General features: G+C 68.0%; 19 protein-coding genes. 10 read left to right on the top strand and 9 right to left on the bottom strand.

What is annotated here, in order from left to right; translation table 11 throughout:
- Positions 1-35 precede the first annotated feature (35 nt).
- From ACO1BU_RS03695 to ACO1BU_RS03680, 4 genes are all read right to left on the bottom strand, one after another.
- A complete protein-coding gene (locus ACO1BU_RS03695) occupies positions 36-1,748 on the bottom strand; it encodes an HWE histidine kinase domain-containing protein (protein WP_424134542.1) in 1,713 nt (570 codons plus the stop codon).
- A complete protein-coding gene (locus tag ACO1BU_RS03690; RefSeq protein WP_424134607.1) occupies positions 1,661-2,050 on the bottom strand; it encodes a hypothetical protein in 390 nt (129 codons plus the stop codon). Before ACO1BU_RS03690 ends, ACO1BU_RS03695 begins: the two co-directional genes overlap by 88 nt.
- Before the next feature lie 165 nt (positions 2,051-2,215).
- Complete coding sequence (locus ACO1BU_RS03685; protein ID WP_424134541.1) at positions 2,216-3,220, bottom strand: SDR family NAD(P)-dependent oxidoreductase; 1,005 nt, start codon at positions 3,218-3,220, stop codon at positions 2,216-2,218.
- A gap of 498 nt (positions 3,221-3,718) precedes the next feature.
- Entirely contained in the window at positions 3,719-4,759 is a 1,041-nt protein-coding gene (locus ACO1BU_RS03680; RefSeq protein WP_424134540.1) for an amino acid ABC transporter substrate-binding protein, read from the bottom strand.
- Positions 4,760-5,067: 308 nt separating this feature from the next.
- Here ACO1BU_RS03680 and ACO1BU_RS03675 point away from each other — a divergent pair, with 308 nt between their 5' ends.
- Positions 5,068-6,264, top strand: coding sequence for a calcium-binding protein (locus tag ACO1BU_RS03675; protein ID WP_424134539.1), 1,197 nt, complete (start codon positions 5,068-5,070; stop codon positions 6,262-6,264).
- Positions 6,265-6,340: 76 nt separating this feature from the next.
- Here the strand turns inward: ACO1BU_RS03675 and ACO1BU_RS03670 are convergent, their stop codons facing one another.
- The gene (locus ACO1BU_RS03670; protein ID WP_424134538.1) at positions 6,341-6,610 is read right to left on the bottom strand and encodes a hypothetical protein; all 270 of its coding nucleotides are present in this window, start codon (positions 6,608-6,610) and stop codon (positions 6,341-6,343) included.
- Positions 6,611-7,059: 449 nt separating this feature from the next.
- On the opposite strand from ACO1BU_RS03670, the gene ACO1BU_RS03665 reads away from it, so the two are divergent.
- From ACO1BU_RS03665 to ACO1BU_RS03630, 8 genes are all read left to right on the top strand, one after another.
- Positions 7,060-8,322: a cation:proton antiporter gene (locus ACO1BU_RS03665; RefSeq protein WP_424134537.1), complete on the top strand. Its 1,263-nt coding sequence runs from the start codon at positions 7,060-7,062 to the stop codon at positions 8,320-8,322.
- Between the two features lie 113 nt (positions 8,323-8,435).
- Complete coding sequence (locus ACO1BU_RS03660) at positions 8,436-9,041, top strand: transposase (RefSeq protein WP_424134536.1); 606 nt, start codon at positions 8,436-8,438, stop codon at positions 9,039-9,041.
- Positions 9,042-9,121: 80 nt separating this feature from the next.
- Positions 9,122-11,371 carry a phosphoribosylformylglycinamidine synthase subunit PurL gene (gene purL, locus ACO1BU_RS03655; RefSeq protein ID WP_424134535.1) on the top strand — a complete coding sequence of 750 codons (2,250 nt, stop codon included), beginning with the start codon at positions 9,122-9,124 and terminating at the stop codon, positions 11,369-11,371.
- Between the two features lie 11 nt (positions 11,372-11,382).
- A complete protein-coding gene (locus ACO1BU_RS03650; RefSeq protein WP_424134534.1) occupies positions 11,383-11,616 on the top strand; it encodes a BolA family protein in 234 nt (77 codons plus the stop codon).
- 14 nt (positions 11,617-11,630) lie between these two features.
- Positions 11,631-11,972: a Grx4 family monothiol glutaredoxin gene (gene grxD / locus ACO1BU_RS03645; RefSeq protein ID WP_424134533.1), complete on the top strand. Its 342-nt coding sequence runs from the start codon at positions 11,631-11,633 to the stop codon at positions 11,970-11,972.
- Positions 11,973-11,985: 13 nt separating this feature from the next.
- Entirely contained in the window at positions 11,986-13,236 is a 1,251-nt protein-coding gene (locus tag ACO1BU_RS03640) for an MFS transporter (protein WP_424134532.1), read from the top strand.
- Between the two features lie 169 nt (positions 13,237-13,405).
- The gene (locus tag ACO1BU_RS03635; RefSeq protein WP_424134531.1) at positions 13,406-14,068 is read left to right on the top strand and encodes a DUF1127 domain-containing protein; all 663 of its coding nucleotides are present in this window, start codon (positions 13,406-13,408) and stop codon (positions 14,066-14,068) included.
- Between the two features lie 188 nt (positions 14,069-14,256).
- Positions 14,257-15,216, top strand: a complete 960-nt coding sequence (locus ACO1BU_RS03630; protein WP_424134530.1) for a tripartite tricarboxylate transporter substrate binding protein — start codon at positions 14,257-14,259, stop codon at positions 15,214-15,216.
- Between the two features lie 70 nt (positions 15,217-15,286).
- Here the strand turns inward: ACO1BU_RS03630 and ACO1BU_RS03625 are convergent, their stop codons facing one another.
- The 3 genes from ACO1BU_RS03625 to rpsD all read right to left on the bottom strand — a co-directional run bounded on the left by ACO1BU_RS03625 (position 15,287) and on the right by rpsD (position 18,024).
- Positions 15,287-16,318 (bottom strand): amino acid ABC transporter substrate-binding protein, encoded by a 1,032-nt coding sequence (locus ACO1BU_RS03625; protein ID WP_424134529.1) that lies wholly within the window; start codon positions 16,316-16,318, stop codon positions 15,287-15,289.
- A gap of 227 nt (positions 16,319-16,545) precedes the next feature.
- A complete protein-coding gene (locus ACO1BU_RS03620) occupies positions 16,546-17,322 on the bottom strand; it encodes a hypothetical protein (RefSeq protein WP_424134528.1) in 777 nt (258 codons plus the stop codon).
- Positions 17,323-17,406: 84 nt separating this feature from the next.
- The gene (gene rpsD / locus ACO1BU_RS03615; protein ID WP_424134527.1) at positions 17,407-18,024 is read right to left on the bottom strand and encodes a 30S ribosomal protein S4; all 618 of its coding nucleotides are present in this window, start codon (positions 18,022-18,024) and stop codon (positions 17,407-17,409) included.
- A 179-nt stretch (positions 18,025-18,203) separates the two neighbouring features.
- Here rpsD and ACO1BU_RS03610 point away from each other — a divergent pair, with 179 nt between their 5' ends.
- Positions 18,204-18,458 (top strand): hypothetical protein, encoded by a 255-nt coding sequence (locus ACO1BU_RS03610; RefSeq protein WP_424134526.1) that lies wholly within the window; start codon positions 18,204-18,206, stop codon positions 18,456-18,458.
- 67 nt (positions 18,459-18,525) lie between these two features.
- On the opposite strand, the gene dmeF is transcribed toward ACO1BU_RS03610, so the two are convergent.
- Positions 18,526-19,473, bottom strand: a complete 948-nt coding sequence (gene dmeF, locus ACO1BU_RS03605) for a CDF family Co(II)/Ni(II) efflux transporter DmeF (RefSeq protein WP_424134525.1) — start codon at positions 19,471-19,473, stop codon at positions 18,526-18,528.
- Between the last annotated feature and the right edge of the window lie 2 nt (positions 19,474-19,475).

The raw sequence follows: 19,475 nt of genomic DNA, 5'->3' as shown, positions 1-19,475 counted from the left end.
CCCCGGCGATCACCCGGCTCGCAGCGATAGCCGCGCTATGGCATCGCCTCGGCTGAGGCAGCCTTGCGCGCGAGCGGCACCTCGATGTCACAAACCAGGCCCGTCGGTTCCCAGGCGAGCGACAACCTGCCGCTAAGCTGCTTCCGCACCGTGCCTTCCAACACCCGCGAGCCGAAGCCCCGCCGATCCGGCGGGCCTGGCACCGCCGGCCCGCCAGCCTCGGCCCAGCGCAGCCGCAGCGTTCCCGGCGGCCCGCCCTCCAGCCCCCACGATACCCTGACACAGCCCGTCGGCACGGAGAGCGCGCCGTGCTTCACCGCGTTGGTGGCGAGTTCATGCATGGCCATCGCCAGTGGCTGCGTGGCATCGGCCGGCAGAACCACTGACGGCCCCGTCAGCTCGACTTGCGATCCCTCCCCGGTGTCGAGGAATGCGGCCATCTCACCGCGCAGAAGGGAGTGCAGGTCCGAGCCCGCCCAGCGATCGCCAGCCAGCAGCGTTTGCGCCCGCGCCAGCGCGCTCACACGCCCCTCAATGGTTCGCACGAATTGCGGAAGGTCTGGCGCCTTGGTCAGGCGGAGCGCCGCCTGAACCACGGCGAGCGCGTTCTTGGCCCGGTGGTCCACTTCACGCGACAGAAGCGCCCTCCGCTCCTCATCCGCCCTGCGCTGGGTGATATCCAGGAACAGGGCAGCGAAGCGCCCCGGTTCCGTTCGGTAGGCGAAGACCTCGTACCAGCGGCCGATCGAGGCGATCCGCTCCTGGACGTGCACGGGCTTGCCGGTCCGGACCACATCCTCATAGGTCCGTATCCAGAACTCCTCGATATCGCCGAAAAGTTCCTTCGCCGTACGGCCGGTGCTCTCGGGAACGGGAAGGCCAGTCAGCCGCTTCCAGGCCGCATTCAGCTCGATGTACCGGAAGTCCACGGCACGTCCGTCAGGGGCATAGACCATCTCGCACAGTGCGAACCCCTCATGCATGTTCTCGAAGATGGCGCGCCAGCGGGCCTCGCTCTCGCGCAGTGTCGCCTCAGCACGCGCCCGCTCGACCGCCGCCCAGGTCTGCTCAGCAACCTCCCGCACCAGGGCGAGATCCTCTTCGGACCACCGCCGAGGTTCGGGATGGGCAGCGTAGAGATAGGCGGTCAGGCGTCCTGCCTTGACGAGTGGCACGATGATGAAGGCGCGAAGAGAGATCGCGGCATAGGCGGCGATTGCATCTGGCGAGGAGGTCCGGGCGTCCTCCCACACGTCGTGCACGACGACAGTCCGGCCTGCCGCCATGTCGGCCGCCATCGCCGGGCCGTAATCCTCCAGCCGGTACCGGCCGGCCCGAAAGCTCGGCATGCGCCCGTCATGGAACTCTCCCCCGGTGGTGGCGTGCCCGTCGGCGCAGACCTCGGCATAGCCGACCTGCGCTGCGTCCAGGTGCCGCCCCAGCGCCTCAGCCGCCCTGGCCATGACGTCCCTCGGGTCGGACAGATCGCGCAGCTCATTCTCAAGCCCAAGCCGGAAGGCCTGCCGGCGATCGGCCAGCACCTTGGCCGTCGTCTCCAGGCATGGGCAGAAGACGCCGGCCACCTGTCCCGTCTCGTCGCGCACCGGCGTGTAGGAGAAGGCGAAATGCGTCTCCTCCGGGCGGCCATGCCGGTGCATGATCAGCGTGATCTCATCCATCTGTATCGGCTCGCCGGCGTAGCAGCGGGCCATGATGGGCTCGACCTCCTCCCAGATCTCCGACCACACCTGGTCAAAGGGCTGCCCGAGCGCCCCGGATGCTTCAGCCCCAGGATCTCCGCATAGCTGTCATTGTAGAGCATGATGCGCCGGGGCCCCCAGCCGATGAACATCGCCTGCTTCGAGGCGAGCAGCACGCCCACCAGCGTCTTGAGCGGCTGAGCCCAGCTCTCGGGCACCCCCAGCGGTGAGGCCGACCAATCAAAGGCACGCATCCGCGCGCCCATCTCGCCGCCGCCGGCAAGGACGCCAGGCATCACGACGCCAGGCATCACGACGCCAGGCTGGGCTTCAGCCTCGATCGGGTCCATTTCGGACTTAGCCTTTGCGCTCAGCCGAACCCACGCGCACCTCCACGAGCCACAAGGCAACGCCGACCACCCCACCAGCGCTGCAAAAGCGCCCCAATGCGTTACGGGAGGCGCTGTTCAGGCATGGCCGCGGGGCGTCGCCCCCGCCGGCACGCCGCCAGCCCCTCACCGCCGCTCCCCCGCCATCCGCGCCCGCACGCCGCCATCCACCCCCGTGCCCTCGGGCGTGGGCTCATGCACCGAACCCGCGGTGATCGGCCCCGGCGGCGCCCTCTCGATCTGGGACCGCTGCACCAGCTCCGCGGCAAAATACTCCGCCGCTCCGGGCCAGATCTGGCTCCCCAGCACCGCCGCCTGCGCCTTCAATCCCACCGCATATTCCTTCACCGGATAGACGGAGCCCCGGATGATCGCCTCCACCACCTCCTCCGGCCCATCCATGGTCGCGACCTCCGAGACGCGCCCGGTATAGTTCCCGGCATGCTCCCAGAAGGGCGTGTCCACCGCCCAGGGCAGCACCGACGCCACCTTGATCGTGGACATCCGCGCCAGCCGCATCTCCTGGTTCAGCGCCGCGCCCAGCGCCAGCAGCGCCGCCTTCGTCGAGGCATAGCTCGCGTGATAGGCCATCGGCACATGCCCCTCGACCGAGGAGATGTTCACCAGCACCCCGCCGCCCTGCTGCCGGAACTGCCGGATCGCCGCATGGCTCCCGAACATCGCGCCTTTCAGGTTCACATCCACGATCCGCGCGTGATCCGCCACCGGGATCTCCTCGAACCGGCCGATCGACGCCACGGCCGCGTTGTTGATCCAGACATCGATCCGCCCGAAGCGCTCCACCGCAGCCCGCGCCAGCCGCTCCACCGCCTCGGCATCGGCCACATCCACCGGCACCACCAGGGCCTGGCCGCCCCCGGCCCGCACCTCGGCCGCCACTTCCTCCAGCACCGCGGCCCGCCGCGCCGCCAGCACCACATTTGCCCCCAGCGCCCCCAGCCGGACCGCAACCCCGCGCCCGAACCCGCTCGACGCGCCTGTCACGACATAAACCTTGCCCGCCACCCGTCGCTGGTAGTCGCCGGTGAAGGGCGACGGCCCCGCGCAGCCCGAAACCAGCCCGCCAACCAACGCCAGCATCGCGAAGGGCAGCATATGAAAGGGCGGCATGACCCAGGCCTCCGGCAGAATTCAGACGTGCCGCCACTCGAAACGGACGCTACCCGCATAACCCGCAACCTCGCGCCGCGTTCCACCGCACAGACCGATCGGGCCGCAAAACACCCCACGCTCCCCAACACAGCCCCGTGGGAAGTCACATAGGCCAAGGACCGCCTAGCCCTTGCGCAGCGCAGCATCCTCCCCGGACGGGGGCTTCTTCACGCCCTTATTCCCGGAGCCCTTCGCGGAGCGGGTGATCGTCAGCACCGGCGCCGGCAGCGGCATTGCCCTGTGACAGCAACCGCGCGCCGGGATGAGCGAGGCATCCACGAACCCCATCCCCCGCGCAGAAAGGCTTCTACGTCGAGGCCAACAAGCATCCCGTGACCACGGCGGTGATCCTGGGCGTCGCAACCCTTCTCCTGAGCAACGCCCTGCATCGCCGCTTCGGGTGGTCTGCTTCCACCACGGGGGAAGGCACAGCTGCCTCCCCCCGAACCCTCCACCTCACCGCATGGGCGGCGCGTATTGCAGCCCACCCTTGGTCCACAAATTGTTAATCCCGCGCTGCACGCCCAGCGGCGTGATGTTGCGGTCCCACATCTCACCGAAATTGCCGACCTGCCGGATAATCTGCACGGCCCAGTCCGGCTCAACCCCCAGCGATTTCCCCAGATCCCCCGTGGCGCCCATGAAGCGCTGGATTTCCGGGTTCGGATTGCCCCGGAACGACTCCCAGTTCTTGCTCGTGATCCCCAGCTCCTCCGCCGCCACCTGCGCGAAATGGGCCCAGCGCACGATGTCGAAGAACTTCCAGTCCCCTTTCCGGACCATTGTCCCCAGCGGCTCCTTCGAGATGATCTCCGGTAGCAGAAGATACTGATCGGCATTCGCCCCCTGCGCATACCGGAATGAGGCCAGCGACGACGCATCCGTCGTGAAGGCATCGCACCGCCCGGCGATGAAGGCCGCCCGCAGCTCCTCCAGATTCTCAATCACCAGCGGCTGGAACCGCATACCATGCAGACGGAAATAGTCCGTCAGGTTCAGCTCCGTCGTGGATCCCGGCTGCACGCACACCGTCGCGCCATCCAGCCCCCGCACCGAGGCCACGCCAGACGCCGTCTTCACCATGAACCCAGTGCCGTCATAGAAATTGATGCTCGCAAATTCGAGCCCCAGCGCTGCCTCGCGCCCCAGCGTCCAGGTCGTATTCCGCACAAGCATGTCCACTTCACCCGACTGCAGCGCGGTAAACCGCGTCTGCGTCGTCGTGTTGATGAACCGGACCTTGTTCGCATCTCCCAGGATCGCAGCCGCCACGCTCCGGCATCCATCCGCATCCAGCCCGCGCATCACCCCCTGGCTGTCCGGCAGGCTGAACCCCGCCACACCGCCGGCCACCCCGCAGAGCACTGAACCCCGCGCCCGGATCGCCCCTATCGTGTCCGAGCCCGGCGATTGCGCCCAGGCACCCCCCGCCAGCCCCAGCCCCAGCGCAACGCCTGCCATCGCGCGCCCAAGCACGCCGCGCATTCCCTGAATCATCACGCCATCCCCGCCTGTCGTTATCGGATGCGCGTGACCGGCCGCCGTCCCCGGGCCATGTCCCCAGCCCTACACTCCGAAGGCTACCGGCAGGAATCATGCCCCGGCAAGCGCCGCCGCCTCCCGCCGGCCGGCCCTCCAGTGCCGTCCAGAACAGACCCAAAATGAGATTAAGAACGGATTAAAAATAATTCGTTTGGCCCTGAATGAGTGACGCAAATTGATGCAACCTGCGCGTTGTTGGACGGCCGCCTGCTTCCAGGCCGCTGCACCATCGGTGCGACTCAAAAAATCAAACAAGGAACGCCATGCCCACCCCAACCAACGGTAAGGACAGGCTCACCTACGGCGACGAAGACGACCGCTTCGACGCATTGGACGGCAACGATGTCGTCTACGCAGGTGCAGGCGCCGACTTCTTCACCGGAGGCAACGGTAAGGACCGCCTCTACGGCGAAGCCGGCGGCGACGTCATCTTCGGCGGCCTCGGCAGTGACAAGATCTACGGCGGCGAGGGCGACGACTACCTCGTCGGCGGCTTCGAGGGCGAGAACCAGTTCAACATCGACCCCGGCAAGGACGAGATCCACGGCGGTCTCGGCAACGACACCATCTTCGGCGGCGGCGGCAAGGACCGGCTCTACGGCGACGAAGGCAACGACCAGATCAATGGCTGGCTCGGCGACGACACCGCCTATGGCGGCACCGGCGACGACAGCATCGAGGGTGGCGACGGCAAGGACACCCTCCACGGCGAGGCCGGCAACGACACGATCGACGGCGGCAACGGCGATGACCGCCTCTATGGCGGCGACGGCGTTGACATCATCTATGGCGACGCGCGCATCGGCGGCGGACGCGGCGGCAACGACACCATCGATGGCGGCGACGGCATCGACTACGCGGTCTTCCGTGGCAACTCCACCGACTTCCAGATCACCATATCCTCCAGCGGCGTCACCACTGTTCGTGACCTGCGCCAGCCCTCCAGCGAATACGACATCGTCGACGGCAAGGACCGCCTGGTGAACGTCGAGCGCCTCGTCTTCGAGGATAAGACGATCACCCTCTCCGACCCTGACACGGATGCCACCTTCGCCGGCGCCAATGTCGTCGCCCCCGGCGAGCTCGCGGATGGCAGCTTCACCGCCAGCGCATCGATCGACCTGCCGGACGACGTGGACATCTGGAAGGTCTCCCTAACCGAGGGCCAGACCATCAAGGCCTTCACCACCTCGGATCCGATCAACCAGCCCCGCACCAACATCTCGGTCTATGACGCCAACGGCCAGTTCCTCGCCCTGAACTGGGACGACAACCGCGACGACCCGGACGAGGGCTACCCCGACCTGACCCTGACCTTCACGGCAAAGGCAACCGGCGACTACTACTTCGCCGTCGCGGGTTACGCCCACATCCCGACTGGCAGCGACGACCCGACCGCCCCGAACTACACCGGCTTCTCCGGCCAGAGCGGGGACTACATCTTCAACATCACGGCCTGACAAGAAGAAGGGCCGCCGGTTCCCCGGCGGCCCACCACCCCGGGCGCCAGTGGCGCCCCGGGCGCCCGCGGCGCCCTCAGCGCCGCACGAACTTGAAGAAGCGGCTCTCCTTCCCGTCCGCCGTCTTGTCCTGGTGCAGGAAAGCCAGCTTCCGGTCCTCGAAGGTCTGGAAGAACTCGTCCCAGGAGATCTCCTCCAGCTTGTCCTCCTTGGGCCCGAAATCGACGCGCAGAATTCCCTCCCCGTCGTCTCCCTCAGTCCCCGCCACCACGCTCGGCCGCCCGCCGCGCGCCTCGATCCATTCCTTGATGACCTTGTGGTCGGTGGTGGTGTCGCCCTGGCTCATTGCTGCCCTCCTTTCTCAACCCTGTGTCATGGGAGAGTTGCCCAGGCGGGGAACACAGGCACCAGGGCGGCGTTGCGTCACAAGGATGCGCGACATTCATCTGCGGCGTGCTGCCAACTCGGGTCGAAAGCAGATTTTGGAGCGATGCCTGAGCGACTTCTTCTGGGTCAGAATCGCTCCCGACAGGCGACTTGCCTCGATCCGACCCGGAGAGTGACTCACTCCCGCTGCGGCCCACATCGCATCCGCGGCTCATGAGGCGATGAGCGAGGCGCCCGCAGGGCGTTCCCGGAAGCTTTGCGGCCAGGAAGGCGGTCGGAAAGCCCGGGCGGGCAGCGCGAATTCGGGGCCAGCCGATCCGGACTGCTCCGCGTTAAGGAGCAAAGCCCGGGCATCCCGCCCCGGGTGTTCCGCGGGCTAACCCCGGACTGCCGCACGGAAGGGCACCGTTGGAACCCTATATCCTCGTCCTCGCTGGCCTCGGCGGCCTCATCCTCCTCACGGCTTGGCTGCCGATGCTGCTGAAGGAGGCTCCGCTCTCGCTGCCCATTGCCTGCGTGATCATCGGCGCAGCGATCTTTGGGCTGCTGCCCATTCCGGGAGGGCCGCCGGACCCCGCAGAGTACCGCTCGGTGACGGAGCGGATGACGGAGCTCGTCGTCATCATCTCCCTCATGGGGGCTGGGCTGAAAATTGACCGGCCCTTCGCTCTGCGGCGTTGGAACATCACCTGGCGCCTTCTGGGACCGGGGATGGTGCTGACGATCGTGCTGCTGACGGTCGCCGCGCATCTGCTGCTTGGCCTTGGAGCAGCGGCCGCCCTTCTCCTGGCGGCCTGCCTCGCGCCGACCGACCCGGTGCTGGCCAGCGACGTTCAGGTCGGGCCGCCGCGCTCCGGGGAGGAGGATGAGGTCCGCTTCGCCCTGACCTCCGAGGCCGGGCTCAACGACGGGCTGGCTTTCCCCTTCGTGTTGCTGGCCGTCATGCTTGCGGGCGGGGACCGCGGCGGCGAGGGCTGGTGGAGCTGGTTCACCTATGCCGTGCTCTGGAAGATCGCGGCGGGCACGGCGGCTGGCTACCTGCTTGGCCGCGGCCTGGCCTGGGCGATGTTCCACATGCCGAACCGGGCCAATCTGTCCCGCACCGGGGCGGGTTTCGTCGCGCTGGGAGTCACGCTGCTGGTGTATGGGGCGACGGAGCTCGTCGGCGGTTACGGTTTCTTCGCCGTCTTCGTCGCCGCCCTCGTGCTCCGCGCCTCGGAGCCCGGGCACGAGTACCACAAGAAGCTGCACGACTTTGCCGAGGAGCTGGAACGCCTCCTGATGATGGCACTGCTCGTGCTGCTTGGTGGCGCCGTGGCGGCAGGCGGGCTGCTGGCGGCGGTGGACATCCGGGTTGTCGTCTTCGCGGTTGTCGCAATCTTCGTTGTCCGTCCGCTGGCCGGCTGGATTGCCCTGTGGGGCACCGGCCGTCCAACCGAGGAGCGGGCAACCATTGCCTTCTTCGGAATTCGCGGCCTCGGTTCCTTCTACTATCTTGCCTTCGCCCTGGGTCATGCGGAGTTCCAGGCCGCCGGAACCCTCTGGGCAACGGTCGCCACCGTTGTCCTCATCTCGGTCTTCCTGCACGGCACGACGGTAACACCGGCGATGACCGCGCTCGACCGGCGCCGCGAGCGGCAGTTGGACCTGCCTCTGCAGGATCAGGCCTGACCGAGGCCGATGCCTGCCGGCCTGCACCTCCGGAAAAGATCGGAGGAAGCAGGCAAAGGAGAGATAGTCATAAGATTCTTGACTTATAAAGGAATTTATTTCTAAATTGCCTCATGTTCCTCCCCCGCGCGCCGCGCTTAACCCCGCCCCGCCCCTGGTCCCCCCTCACCGATCTCCAGTTCCACGCCCTCCTTCCCTATCTCCTCTCTCGCGCCCCGCAAGGCCGCCACATCGCTGATCTCCGCGCCCGTATGGACGCCATCTTCCGCACCACTTCCGCCCACGCCCCCTGGCGCGAAACCCCGCCCGCCTACGGCAAGCCTGACACCATCGCCCGCCATTACCGCCGCCTTACCCACGCCGGACTCTGGGAACGTCTTCTTATCGGCCTGGCCGATTGCGAGCCCGACCACCCCCTCCGCCAGATCGAACACCTGATCGTCCGTGCCTGCCGCCGCGCTCACCGCATTCTGGGAATCGGCTTCCTCGTCCTCATCCGCCGGATCGGCCTCCGCTCCGCCCTGAACGGCCCGCCCTGGCTCCTCCCCGATCCCGATTTGTCCGAACGCCTCTCGCGCCTTCCTATCCCTCTGAAAATCCCGGCAACCCCGGCCGGGCAACGTGAAAGAACCGATTATCTTCGCGCCCTGAAGCACCTTTTCAGGGCCGCTGAGGGCCGCGCCCGCATTCCCCGCTCCGTCCGCCAGGCCTGGCCGTGACCGCACCCATGCAACAGCCGCCCACCCCCACCCCAGAAAGGCCCCTCGACAAGCTGCGTCCCCCTGCTCAAAAACCGCCCATGCCGAACCCGCCCTTCGAAACCCCCGCTGCCCTGCTGGACGAGCCCAAGGCTCGCCAACTCGCCAAGGAATTCGGCCTGAAGGGCGATGAGTTCGACCGAGTCCTCACTATCCTCGGCCGGAACCCCTCCCTCACCGAGCTCGGCATCTTCTCGGTGATGTGGTCGGAACACTGCTCCTATAAGTCCAGCCGCGTCTGGCTGAAGGAACTTCCCACCAAGGCCCCCTGGGTCATTCATGGCCCCGGCGAGAATGCCGGCGTGATCGATATCGGCGATGGCCTGGCCGCCATCTTCAAGATGGAAAGCCACAACCACCCGAGCTTCATCGAGCCCTACCAGGGCGCGGCCACCGGCGTCGGCGGCATCCTGCGCGATGTCTTCACCATGGGCGCCCGCCCCATCGCCAACCTCAATGCCCTCCGCTTCGGCGATGTGAACCACCCCCGCACCAGGCAGATCCTGGATGGCGTGGTCCGCGGCATCGGCGGCTACGGCAACTGCGTCGGCGTCCCCACCGTGGGCGGAGAGGTGAACTTCCACCCGGCCTACAATGGCAACCCCCTGGTCAATGCGATGACAGTCGGCATCGCCCGCAAGGACCGGATCTTCCTCAGCGCGGCGGCGGGCGTCGGCAACCCCGTCGTCTATGTCGGCTCCAAGACCGGGCGTGACGGCATCCACGGCGCCACCATGGCCAGCGCTGAATTCTCCGAGGATGCGGAGGAAAAGCGCCCCACCGTCCAGATCGGCGATCCCTTCGCCGAAAAGCTCCTCATCGAGGCCTGCCTGGAGCTGATGGAAACCGACGCCATCGTCGCCATCCAGGACATGGGCGCCGCCGGCCTCACCTCCTCCTCGGTCGAAATGGCCGGCAAGGGCGGTGTCGGCATCGAGCTGAACATGGATGCCGTGCCCCAGCGCGAGGAGGGCATGACCGCCTATGAGATGATGCTCTCCGAGAGCCAGGAGCGCATGCTCATGGTCCTCAAGCCCGGCCAGGAACACGTCGCGCAAGCCATCTTCGAGAAGTGGGAGCTGGACTTCGCCGTCATCGGCCACCTCACCGATACCGGCCGCATCACCCTCCGCCACAAGGGCGTGCTGGAAGCCGACATCCCTCTCGCCCCGCTGGAATCCGAGGCCCCGCTCTACCGCCGCCCCACGGCGGAAACCCCGAAGCAACCGGTGCTGGATGCCGCCAGCATCCCCGACACGACCGGCATCGGCCCCGCCCTGCTGAAGCTGGTCGCCTCCCCCGATCTCTGCTCCCGCCGCTGGATCTGGGACCAGTATGACAGCACCGTCGGCGGCCAGACCGTCCGCCGCCCCGGCGCGGCGGATGCGGCCATCGTGAGGCTGGAAGACAGCCCCCGCGCCCTGGCCATGACCACCGACGTCACCCCCCGCTACTGCGCGGCGGATCCAGAGGTCGGCGGCGCCCAGGCCGTGGCCGAGACCTGGCGCAACATCACCGCCACCGGCGCGAAGCCCCTGGCGATCACCGACAACATGAATTTCGGCAACCCCGAGCGCCCGGAGATCATGGGCCAGTTCGCCGCCTGCATCCGCGGCATGAAGGCGGCCTGCGAGGCGTTGGACTACCCCGTCGTCTCCGGCAACGTCTCCCTCTACAACGAGACGCGCGGCAACGTGGCCAACCCCGTCTCCATCCTCCCCACCCCCGCCATCGGCGGCGTCGGTGTGATCGAGGATGCCAGCAAGGCCGTCGGCATCGCCCCCATGTCCGGCCGCGAACTCGTCCTGGTCGGCGAGACGAAGGGCCATCTCGGCCAGTCCCTCTGGCTCCGGGAAATCGCCGGCCGCGAGGAAGGCGCCCCCCCGCCCGTGGACCTTGCCGCAGAGCGCCGCAACGGCGACTTCGTGCGGGAGAAGATCCTCTCCGGCGCCATCACTGCCTGCCATGACTGCGCCGATGGCGGCCTCCTCGTCGCCCTGGCCGAAATGGCGCTGGCCGCGAATTGCGGCATGAACATCGAGGCCCCGCCCCCCGGCATCCCCGCCCACGCCTTCTGGTACGGCGAGGATCAGGCCCGTTATGTCTGCGCCACCCCCGACGCCCCGGCCCTCCTGGCAGCCGCGAAGCAGGCCGGCATCCCCGCCATGCGCATTGCCCAGCTCGCCGGCACGACCAAGGCCTTGGCGCTGCCCGGCCATCCCGCCATATCCTTGGACGAGCTGCGCACCGCGCATGAGGGCACCCTTCCCGCCCTCATGGCCGAGCGCTGAGGAGACCCACGATGGCGATGCCCGCCGCCGAGATCGAAGCCCTGATCCGCGCCGCCCTTCCCGACGCCCAGGTCACGATCGAGGATTTGGCCGGGGACGGCGATCACTACGCCGCCACCGTCATCTCCTCGGCGTTCAAGGGGCTTCCCCGCGTCCGCCAGCACCAACTCGTCTATGCGGCCCTGCAGGGGCGCATGGGCGGCGAGTTGCACGCCCTTGCCCTGCAGACCTCGGCACCCGAGTGACAGGAATCCCCGCCATGTCCGACAATCCCGTCTTCCAGCAGATCCAGTCCGAGATCGACGCCAGCCCCGTCACCCTCTTCATGAAGGGCACGCCGGTCTTCCCCCAATGCGGCTTCTCCGCCCGCGTGGTGCAGATCCTCTCCCACATGGGCGTCCCTTTCCGGGGCGTGAACGTGCTGGAGAACATGGAGATCCGCGAGGGGATCAAGGCCTTCTCCAACTGGCCGACGATCCCCCAGCTCTATGTGAAGGGCGAGTTCGTCGGCGGCTGCGACATCGTGACCGAGATGTTCCAGTCCGGCGAACTGGCCACGCTGCTCTCCGAAAAGGGCGTGCCGCACACCCAGGCGGCCTGATCCCGGTCCAGCCTTGAGTCCGAAGGACATCCCGGGCGGCGGCCCGCCGCCTGGGAGCCTCGCGGACGCCTCCTGGAAGCTCGCGCTGTCCGTCACCCTGCTGATGCAGACGGTGGCGGCCTTCCTGAACCAGTGCGTGCCCGTGCTCGCCCCGCTGCTCACCGGCAGCGCCGGCCTGCCGCCCGAGGCGGCCGGCCACCTGGCGGCGCTCGGCATGCTCGGATCGCTGGTATTCCTCATCATGGGCGGGCCGATCCTGGCCCGGCTCGGCCCTGTGCGGACCCTCCAGGGCGGCGCCCTGGTCGCGGCTGCCGGCATGGCCGTGGCCGCGCTCGGTGGCATGGTCGCACTGGGCACGGCGGCTTTCCTGATCGGTGTCGGCTACGGCCCCACCCCGCCGGCCGGCAGCCGCATCCTGGCCGCCACCGCCCCACCGCGCCACCGCTCCCTCATCTTCTCCGTCAAGCAGGCCGGGGCACCGCTGGGCGGCGTGCTGGCGGGCCTGCTGATCGCGCCCGCCGCCACCGCCTTTGGCTGGCCCGCCGCGCTGGCCCTGGCCATCGGCATCGCGCTCGCCTGCGCAGCATTGATCCAGCCCAGCCGCGCCTCGCTGGACGTGGAGCGGGAGCCCGGGCGGGATATCGGACTGCGGGCCCTGCTGGGACGGGGCAACATCATCGGCCCGTTCGCGGCGCTCCGCCTGCATCCGCTGCTTCCACCCCTGACCCTGCTCGCCTGCTCCCTTGCAACCGTGCAGGGCTGCTTCTTCGCCTTTGCGGTGACCTGGCTGACCGAGACACGGGGGATGAGCCTCGTGCAGGCGGGCGTTGTCTTCGCGGCCATGCAGCTGGGCGGGGTGCTGGCGCGCATCGTGCTGGGCTGGATGGCGGACCGCAGCGGCCATGCGGCGATGAACCTGGTAGGCCAGGGCCTGGGCGGAGCGGCGGCCGTGACGCTCTTCGTCCTGCTGCCGCCACTGGGCTTCGGCTGGACAGCGCTGCTGGGCCTGGTGGCGGGGTCACTGGTCGCAAGCTGGAACGGGATCTATCAGGCGGAGGTGTCGCGGCTCTCGCCGCCTGGGCGGATCGCAGAGGCGACCGCAGGCTCCACGACGCTGTGCTTCCTAGGATACTTGATCCCGCCGGGGATCTTCGCAGTGCTGGTGACACTAACGGGAAGCTGGCTGCTTCCACAGTTGCTGGCGGCGGGGCAGCTGGTGGTGGTGGCGCTGGCCGTGCTGCCACGGCTCAGGCGAGCGGATTAGAGCCGCCACTAGCGCGGAACCGCCCGGCAGCGTGGCGGTGCAGCGCAAAGCGAGATACTTCGGTCAGGCCCGAAACATCACTCCGTTGGATCACGGGAGACTACGCAGGAACAGCGTAGCGGATCGCCCCATGATCACCTCGGCCCCAGCCCTCCCCGGCTTCGCTTCAATGGAACATCCTGCATCTGCGCATTGCGGACGCCGCGTCGGTCCGGCGCAAGAGGGCGCCTTTGCGCGGGCGCTGCGCTGGATCGAGGACCACCGGCGTCTGGCGGCGATGGACGACCGCCTGCTGCGCGACATTGGGCTGACGCGCGAAGACCTGTGCCGCGGGCGGCCATTCGGCTCACCTGGGCCATCCTGCCCGGCTACGCCGGCAACAGCTTCGGCCGGTCTCTCCGATCGCCGCAGCGGCCTGGTCCGCCTCGGGCTCTTCCAGGCACGCGGCTGGCAGCTCAAGCTCTACGCCCCGGCCGCCGGAGCCGCTGGCCTTTGCCGCGAGGACCTCGCTGCTGCGATGCGTGCATTTCGTGCCGTCCTTGCCGAGCCGCGGCCCGAGCCCGCTGCGGGCTTTGCCATGCTCGATTCTGCGCCGGACATGGCGAGCGGCAGTGGCTCCCTTGTGCTGACAGCGTCTTGGTGGGAGGGCGCGGTGCTTCAGCGGGCCAGTCTGCTGCTGCCGGGGAATGAGCCACCGCGGCGCTTGCCTGACCACGCGAGCAGTGCCGCTGAAGTCCTGCTCGCGGCCCGTGAGTGCCGTGCCTGGCATCATCATGTCCTGCAGGCGTCGCATCCCTCTTTCGCCGCCTATCTTGCGGAAGACTGCGCGTGATCGCCGTCAGGTGCCGCTGCTCTCGGCCGCCATCACCGCAGCCTTTCACCTGCGGCGCCTTCACCGCGGGACGTCTTGACGCCCGGAGCACCCGCCTGCCTGCCTGATCCGAGCCCTGCGCTGATTCCTTTCCTTCTGTGGAAATGTTGCCGATACTGACGGGGAGGAAACAGTCCGGGAAAAATCCCATGTTCGTCACCCGCCGCCATGCGCTCGGCCTGGGCGCTGCCGCGCTGGCCATGCCTGCTCTTGCCCAACGGGCCTTCCCCGACAAGGCCATCCGCATGCTGGTACCCTGGGCTCCGGGCGGCACCACGGATGTGCAGATGCGGGCCTTCTGCGAGCAGGCCGGGAAACGGCTTGGCCAGCCCGTGGTGGTCGAGAACAAGCCGGGCGCCGGAGGCATCCTCGGCGCACAGGCGCTGCTGAACGAACGGCCGGACGGCTACACGCTGGCGCAGATGCCGATCAGCGTGTTCCGCGTGCCCTATATGAGCCAGCGCCCGCCTTTCGATCCGCTGACCGACTTCACCTATGTCTCCCACCTGACCGGCTATTTGTTCGGCGTGGTGGTGAGGGCGGATGCGCCCTGGCCCGATTTCAGGTCTTTCCTGGCGGATGCCAAGGCAAATCCGGGCAAGTTCAATTACGGCACGCCGGGTGTCGGTACATCCCTGCACATCACCATGGAGCAGATCGCCGGCAAGCAGGAGATCAGCTGGGTGCATGTGCCCTTCCGCGGCGTGGCGGAGAACATGCAGGCGCTGCTGGGCGGCCAAATCCACGCCACGGCCGACAGTTCCGGCTGGGGGCCACTGGTGGAGGAAGGGCGGCTGCGTCTGCTGGTAACCTGGGGGCCGGAGCGGGCCAAGCGCTATCCGCAGGTGCCGACGCTGAAGGAGCTGGGGATCGATATCGTCTCCACCTCTCCCTATGGCGTGGCCGGGCCGAAGGGGATGGATCCCGGCGTGGTGGGGACGTTGGACACGGCCTTCAAGGCGGCGGTGGCCGATCCCGCCCATATGGCCGTGCTGGATAAGTTCGACATGCCCCCGATGCATATGGGGCCGGAGGAGTACACCAACTTCGTCCGCAGGACGGTGGAGGATGAATCCGCGATGGTCCGGCGGATGGGGCTGAGGATTTAGGTGCCCCCAGCCCGAAGACAGAGATGAGAGAAGCCAGGGGGAGGATGCCTTCTCCCCCGGCCTTTTCCTCTCAGCGCATCGGCAGGGCGTAGAGCAGCCCGCCATGGGTCCAGAGATTGTTCGGGCCGCGGGCGAGGCCGACCTGGGTCTTGGGCCCCATATGGCGCTCATACAACTCGCCGTAATTGCCGACGGCCTTGATGATATTCACCACCCAGCTCGGGTCCAGCTTCAGCGAAGCGCCGAGTTCCGGCGTGACGCCGAGCAGGCGGCGCGTGTCGGGATTGGTGGTGGTGCGCTTCACCTCGTCCACATTGGCCTGGGTGACGCCGCTCTCCTCCGCCTGGATCACGGCGTTCACGTACCAGCGCACCACGTCGTACCACTCGTCATCGCCGCGGCGGACATAGGGGCCGTAGGGCTCCTTGGAGAAGCGCTCGTCCAGGATCTTCCATTCGGACGGGTTAGGCATGGTGGAGCGGACGGCGGCGAGCTGGGAGGCGTCGGTGCCGAAGGCATCGCAGCGATTGGCCTGGAGCGCGTCGGAAGCCTGGTCGTTGCGCTGGAAGAGGACGGGGGTGAATTGCAGGTTCTGGCTGCGGAAGTAATCGGCCGTCACCTGCTCGTTCGTGGTGCCCTGGATCAGGCAGATGGTGGCGCCGCCCATCTCGGACGCCTTGTTGATGTTGGCGTTGGCACGGACCATGAAGCCGTGGCCATCATAGAAATAGGGCGTGATAGCGCGTAGGCCGAGGGTGACGTCGCGCAGCATCGTCTCCGTGCTGGTGCGGAAGAGCACATCGATCTCGCCGGAGCTGAGCGCAGTGAAGCGCGTGGAGGAGCTGAGTGGGGTGAAGCGCACCTTGCTCGGGTCGTTGAAGAGCGCGACGGCGAGGCCACGGCAAAGATCGGCGTCGAGGCCTTGCCACACGCCCCGGGAGTCCGGGATGGCGAAGCCGGCAACGCCGGTGTGGATGCCGCAATAGAGCTGCCCGCGGGCGCGGATGGCGTCGAGGGTGGCGCCGGCTTGGGCCGGGCGGGTGCCCGCGCTGAACAGGGCCGCCGCCACCGCGACGGTAGCCAGGATTGCACGCTTGAGCATGTTGTCTGCCTTCCCTGATTGGTGGGGGCAAGCGTGCGGAGGGCCCAGGGGACCGTCAACGAGGTGTGCGGGCCGGATTGCGGCCGCGAAACAGGCTGGCGCGCAAGGGAGAGGCATCCGGGCGCCGATTGCACAAGATCAGGTCGCTTCGCGGAGGCCCAGGGCCGCTGCCTCTCCTCTCTGGCGCAGTGGCAGGCCTGGCGCGCGGGAGGAGATTCGCCCGGCGCTCAGGCGGGCATGGGCAGGTCGCGCCGGCGCTGCCAGGTGACGGCGACGATCAGGGCGAACATCACGGCGGCGGAGAGGGCGGCCGGGATGTTCACCCCGTTCACCCCGAGATTGGCCGCGACCACGCCGATGAAGGCCCAGGCGACGGCGACGGAGAACCAGAGGGCATCCTGGCGGAGCAGCCAGGCGATGGCCGCGGCCGCGCCGCCGGCGGCGAGCAGGATCACCACGGCGGCGAGCGTCGCGGCGAAGCCGTTTTCCGGCAGGATGTTGGCAGCGCGGGCGGCGCTGGAGAGGTTCACGAAGCTGGCCGCCGTCAGCCAGCCCGCCAGCAGGCCGGTGAGCGGGGCAACGATCCAGTGCGGGCCGAGGCCGGGCTCCCGCGCGCTGCGGGCGAGGAAGAGGGCCGTGATGGCACAGGCGGTGCCGATGAGGATGATCACCAGCAGGCCGAAGCCAACCTGGCCGGAAAGCTGGGAGACAAGTTGCCAGAGGGTGTTGGCGGCGAAGGCGCCGGCCAGCGGCCACCCCGTGCGGCGGGCCAGGGTGCTGTCCCGGTTGGCCGGAAGGAATTGCCAGATCCCGTAGGCGACGCTGAGCACGAAGATCAGGGCCCAGATGGAAAAAGCATAGCCTGCGGGCACGACCGGGGTGCGGGAAGCCGCGGAAACGGCAGCCATGGAGGAGCCGAGACCGAGGAATGGAAGAAAGGCCACCAGGATCTGCGCCCAGGGCAGGAGCAGACAGAGGAGGCGGCGGAGATGGTCCTGCGGCACGTTCGGCGTCTCCCGGAAACAGGAACGGCCGGAGGGTGGTCCCCTCCGGCCGTCCGGGCAACGCCTTGGATCAGGCTGGGTTTATCAGCGCGAATAGAACTCGACGACCAGGTTCGGTTCCATCTGCACGGGATAGGGCACATCCGACAGCTTGGGGGCGCGCACGAAGCTGCCCTTCATCTGGCGATGGTCAACCTGGATGTACTCGGGGACGTCGCGCTCACCGGACTGCGCGGCGTCGAGCACGGCGGTCAGGCCCTTCGACTTCTCCTTCACCTCGATGATGTCGCCATCCTTGACGAGGTAGGAGGGGATGTTCACGCGGCGGCCATTCACGGTGACATGGCCGTGATTGACGAACTGGCGCGCGGCGAAGGGGGTGATCGCGAACTTCATGCGGTAGATGACCGCATCCAGCCGGCGCTCCAGCAGCTCGATCAGGTTCTCGGAGGTGTCGCCCTTCCGGCGCACGGCCTCGTCGTAATACTTGCGGAACTGCTTCTCGCCGATATTGCCGTAGTAGCCCTTGAGCTTCTGCTTGGCCATCAGCTGGATGCCGAAGTCGGTGGGCTTGTTCTTGCGGCGCTGGCCGTGCTGGCCGGGGCCGTATTCACGCTTGGCGATCGGGGACTTGGCACGGCCCCACAGGTTCACGCCAAGGCGGCGGTTGATCTTGTACTTGCTTTCCGCGCGCTTCGTCATGCGGCGGGTCCTTTCGTCATCTGTCCGGGCTGGCGCCGTTCCGGCTGTTGCCCGTGGTGTTGTCCCGGTAGTCCTCGGCCAGAAGGCTGAAGCGGGCGCGCGCCTCGGATGGGGCTTTCGCCCCTGGGCACGTCCACGTTCCCGGGAAGAGGGGCGGCGGATAGGGGATGTGGCGCGTCTTGTCAAACCTCGCGGGGACCCGTAACGGGCGCGGCATGGGATTGCGCGCGGATATCCTCGTTCTCGGGCTGACGGCCGGGGTGATCGGAGCCCTGGTGGGCGGGCTGATGCTCGCCGTGGGGCTGGGCATGGTGACGCAGAAGGTCCATCTGGGCTGGGTGCTGGTGCTTCCGGCGGCGCCGGTGGCGGGCTGGATCGGCAAGGGGCTGGGGCAGCGGCTGGTGAAGAGGCTGGAGCGCGAGGGGCGGATCTAGGGCAGATCGCCGGAGGGCGGCCCCGTCCGGAAGCGTAAATCTACCCTGGCGATCTTCCTTCCCTCTCTCACCGGCACTCCAGGGTGAGATGGGCCAGTTCGTGCACGGGCTGCAGGCGCGCGCGGAGCTTGTCGGGCTCGGACGCGCCCGGGCCGGTGACGCTGATGATCGCGGCATGGGCCTCGGGGCCGATGCGCCAGACATGCAGGTCGGTGATCCGGACATCCCCGGGCCGTTCCATATACTGCCGCAACTCGGCCTCCAGCGCGGGGTCGGCGGTGTCGAGCAGGATGGCGGCCGTGTCGCGCATCAGGCTCCAGGACCAGCGGGCGATGACGAGGGCGCCGAGGATACCCATAGCGGGATCGAGCCAGACCCATCCGGTGTAGCGGCCGCCGAACAGGGCGGCGATGGCGAGGATGGAGGTCAGCGCATCGGCCAGGACATGCACATAGGCGGAGCGGAGATTGTTGTCCCAGCGCGTGCCGTGATGGGCATGGTCATGCCCGTGGTGATCGTGATGACCGTGACCGTGACCGTGGTGATGGTGGTGGTGGCCGCCTGAGAGCAGCAGCGCGCTGACGAGGTTCACGACGAGGCCGAGCACGGCGACGAGCGCGGCCTGGCCGAAGGCGACCTCCGTAGGGGCCAGGAGGCGGCCGACGGATTCGACTGCGATGCCGAGGGCGACGAGGCCAAGGACCAGGGCGGAGGCGAAGCCGGCGAGGTCGCCGATCTTTCCCGTGCCGAAGGTGAAGCGGCGGTCCGCGACGTGGCGGCGGGCATAGGCATAGGCCGCGGCGGCAATGGCCAGGGCGCCAGCATGGGTGGCCATGTGGAAGCCATCCGCGAGCAGCGCCATGGAGCCGAAGATGGAGCCGGCGGCGATTTCGCCGACCATCATCACAGCGGTGAGGGCGACGACCCAGCGGGTGCGGCGGGCATTTTCGTCATGCGCGGTGCCGAGGAAGTCGTGATCGTGATGCAGGGCGTCGTGATGCGCGTGCGGGGTCATGG

The sequence above is a fragment of the Roseomonas chloroacetimidivorans genome (genome assembly GCF_049629625.1).
Lineage (GTDB): Bacteria > Pseudomonadota > Alphaproteobacteria > Acetobacterales > Acetobacteraceae > Roseomonas > Roseomonas chloroacetimidivorans.
This window is presented reverse-complemented; position numbering and strand designations above follow the sequence as displayed.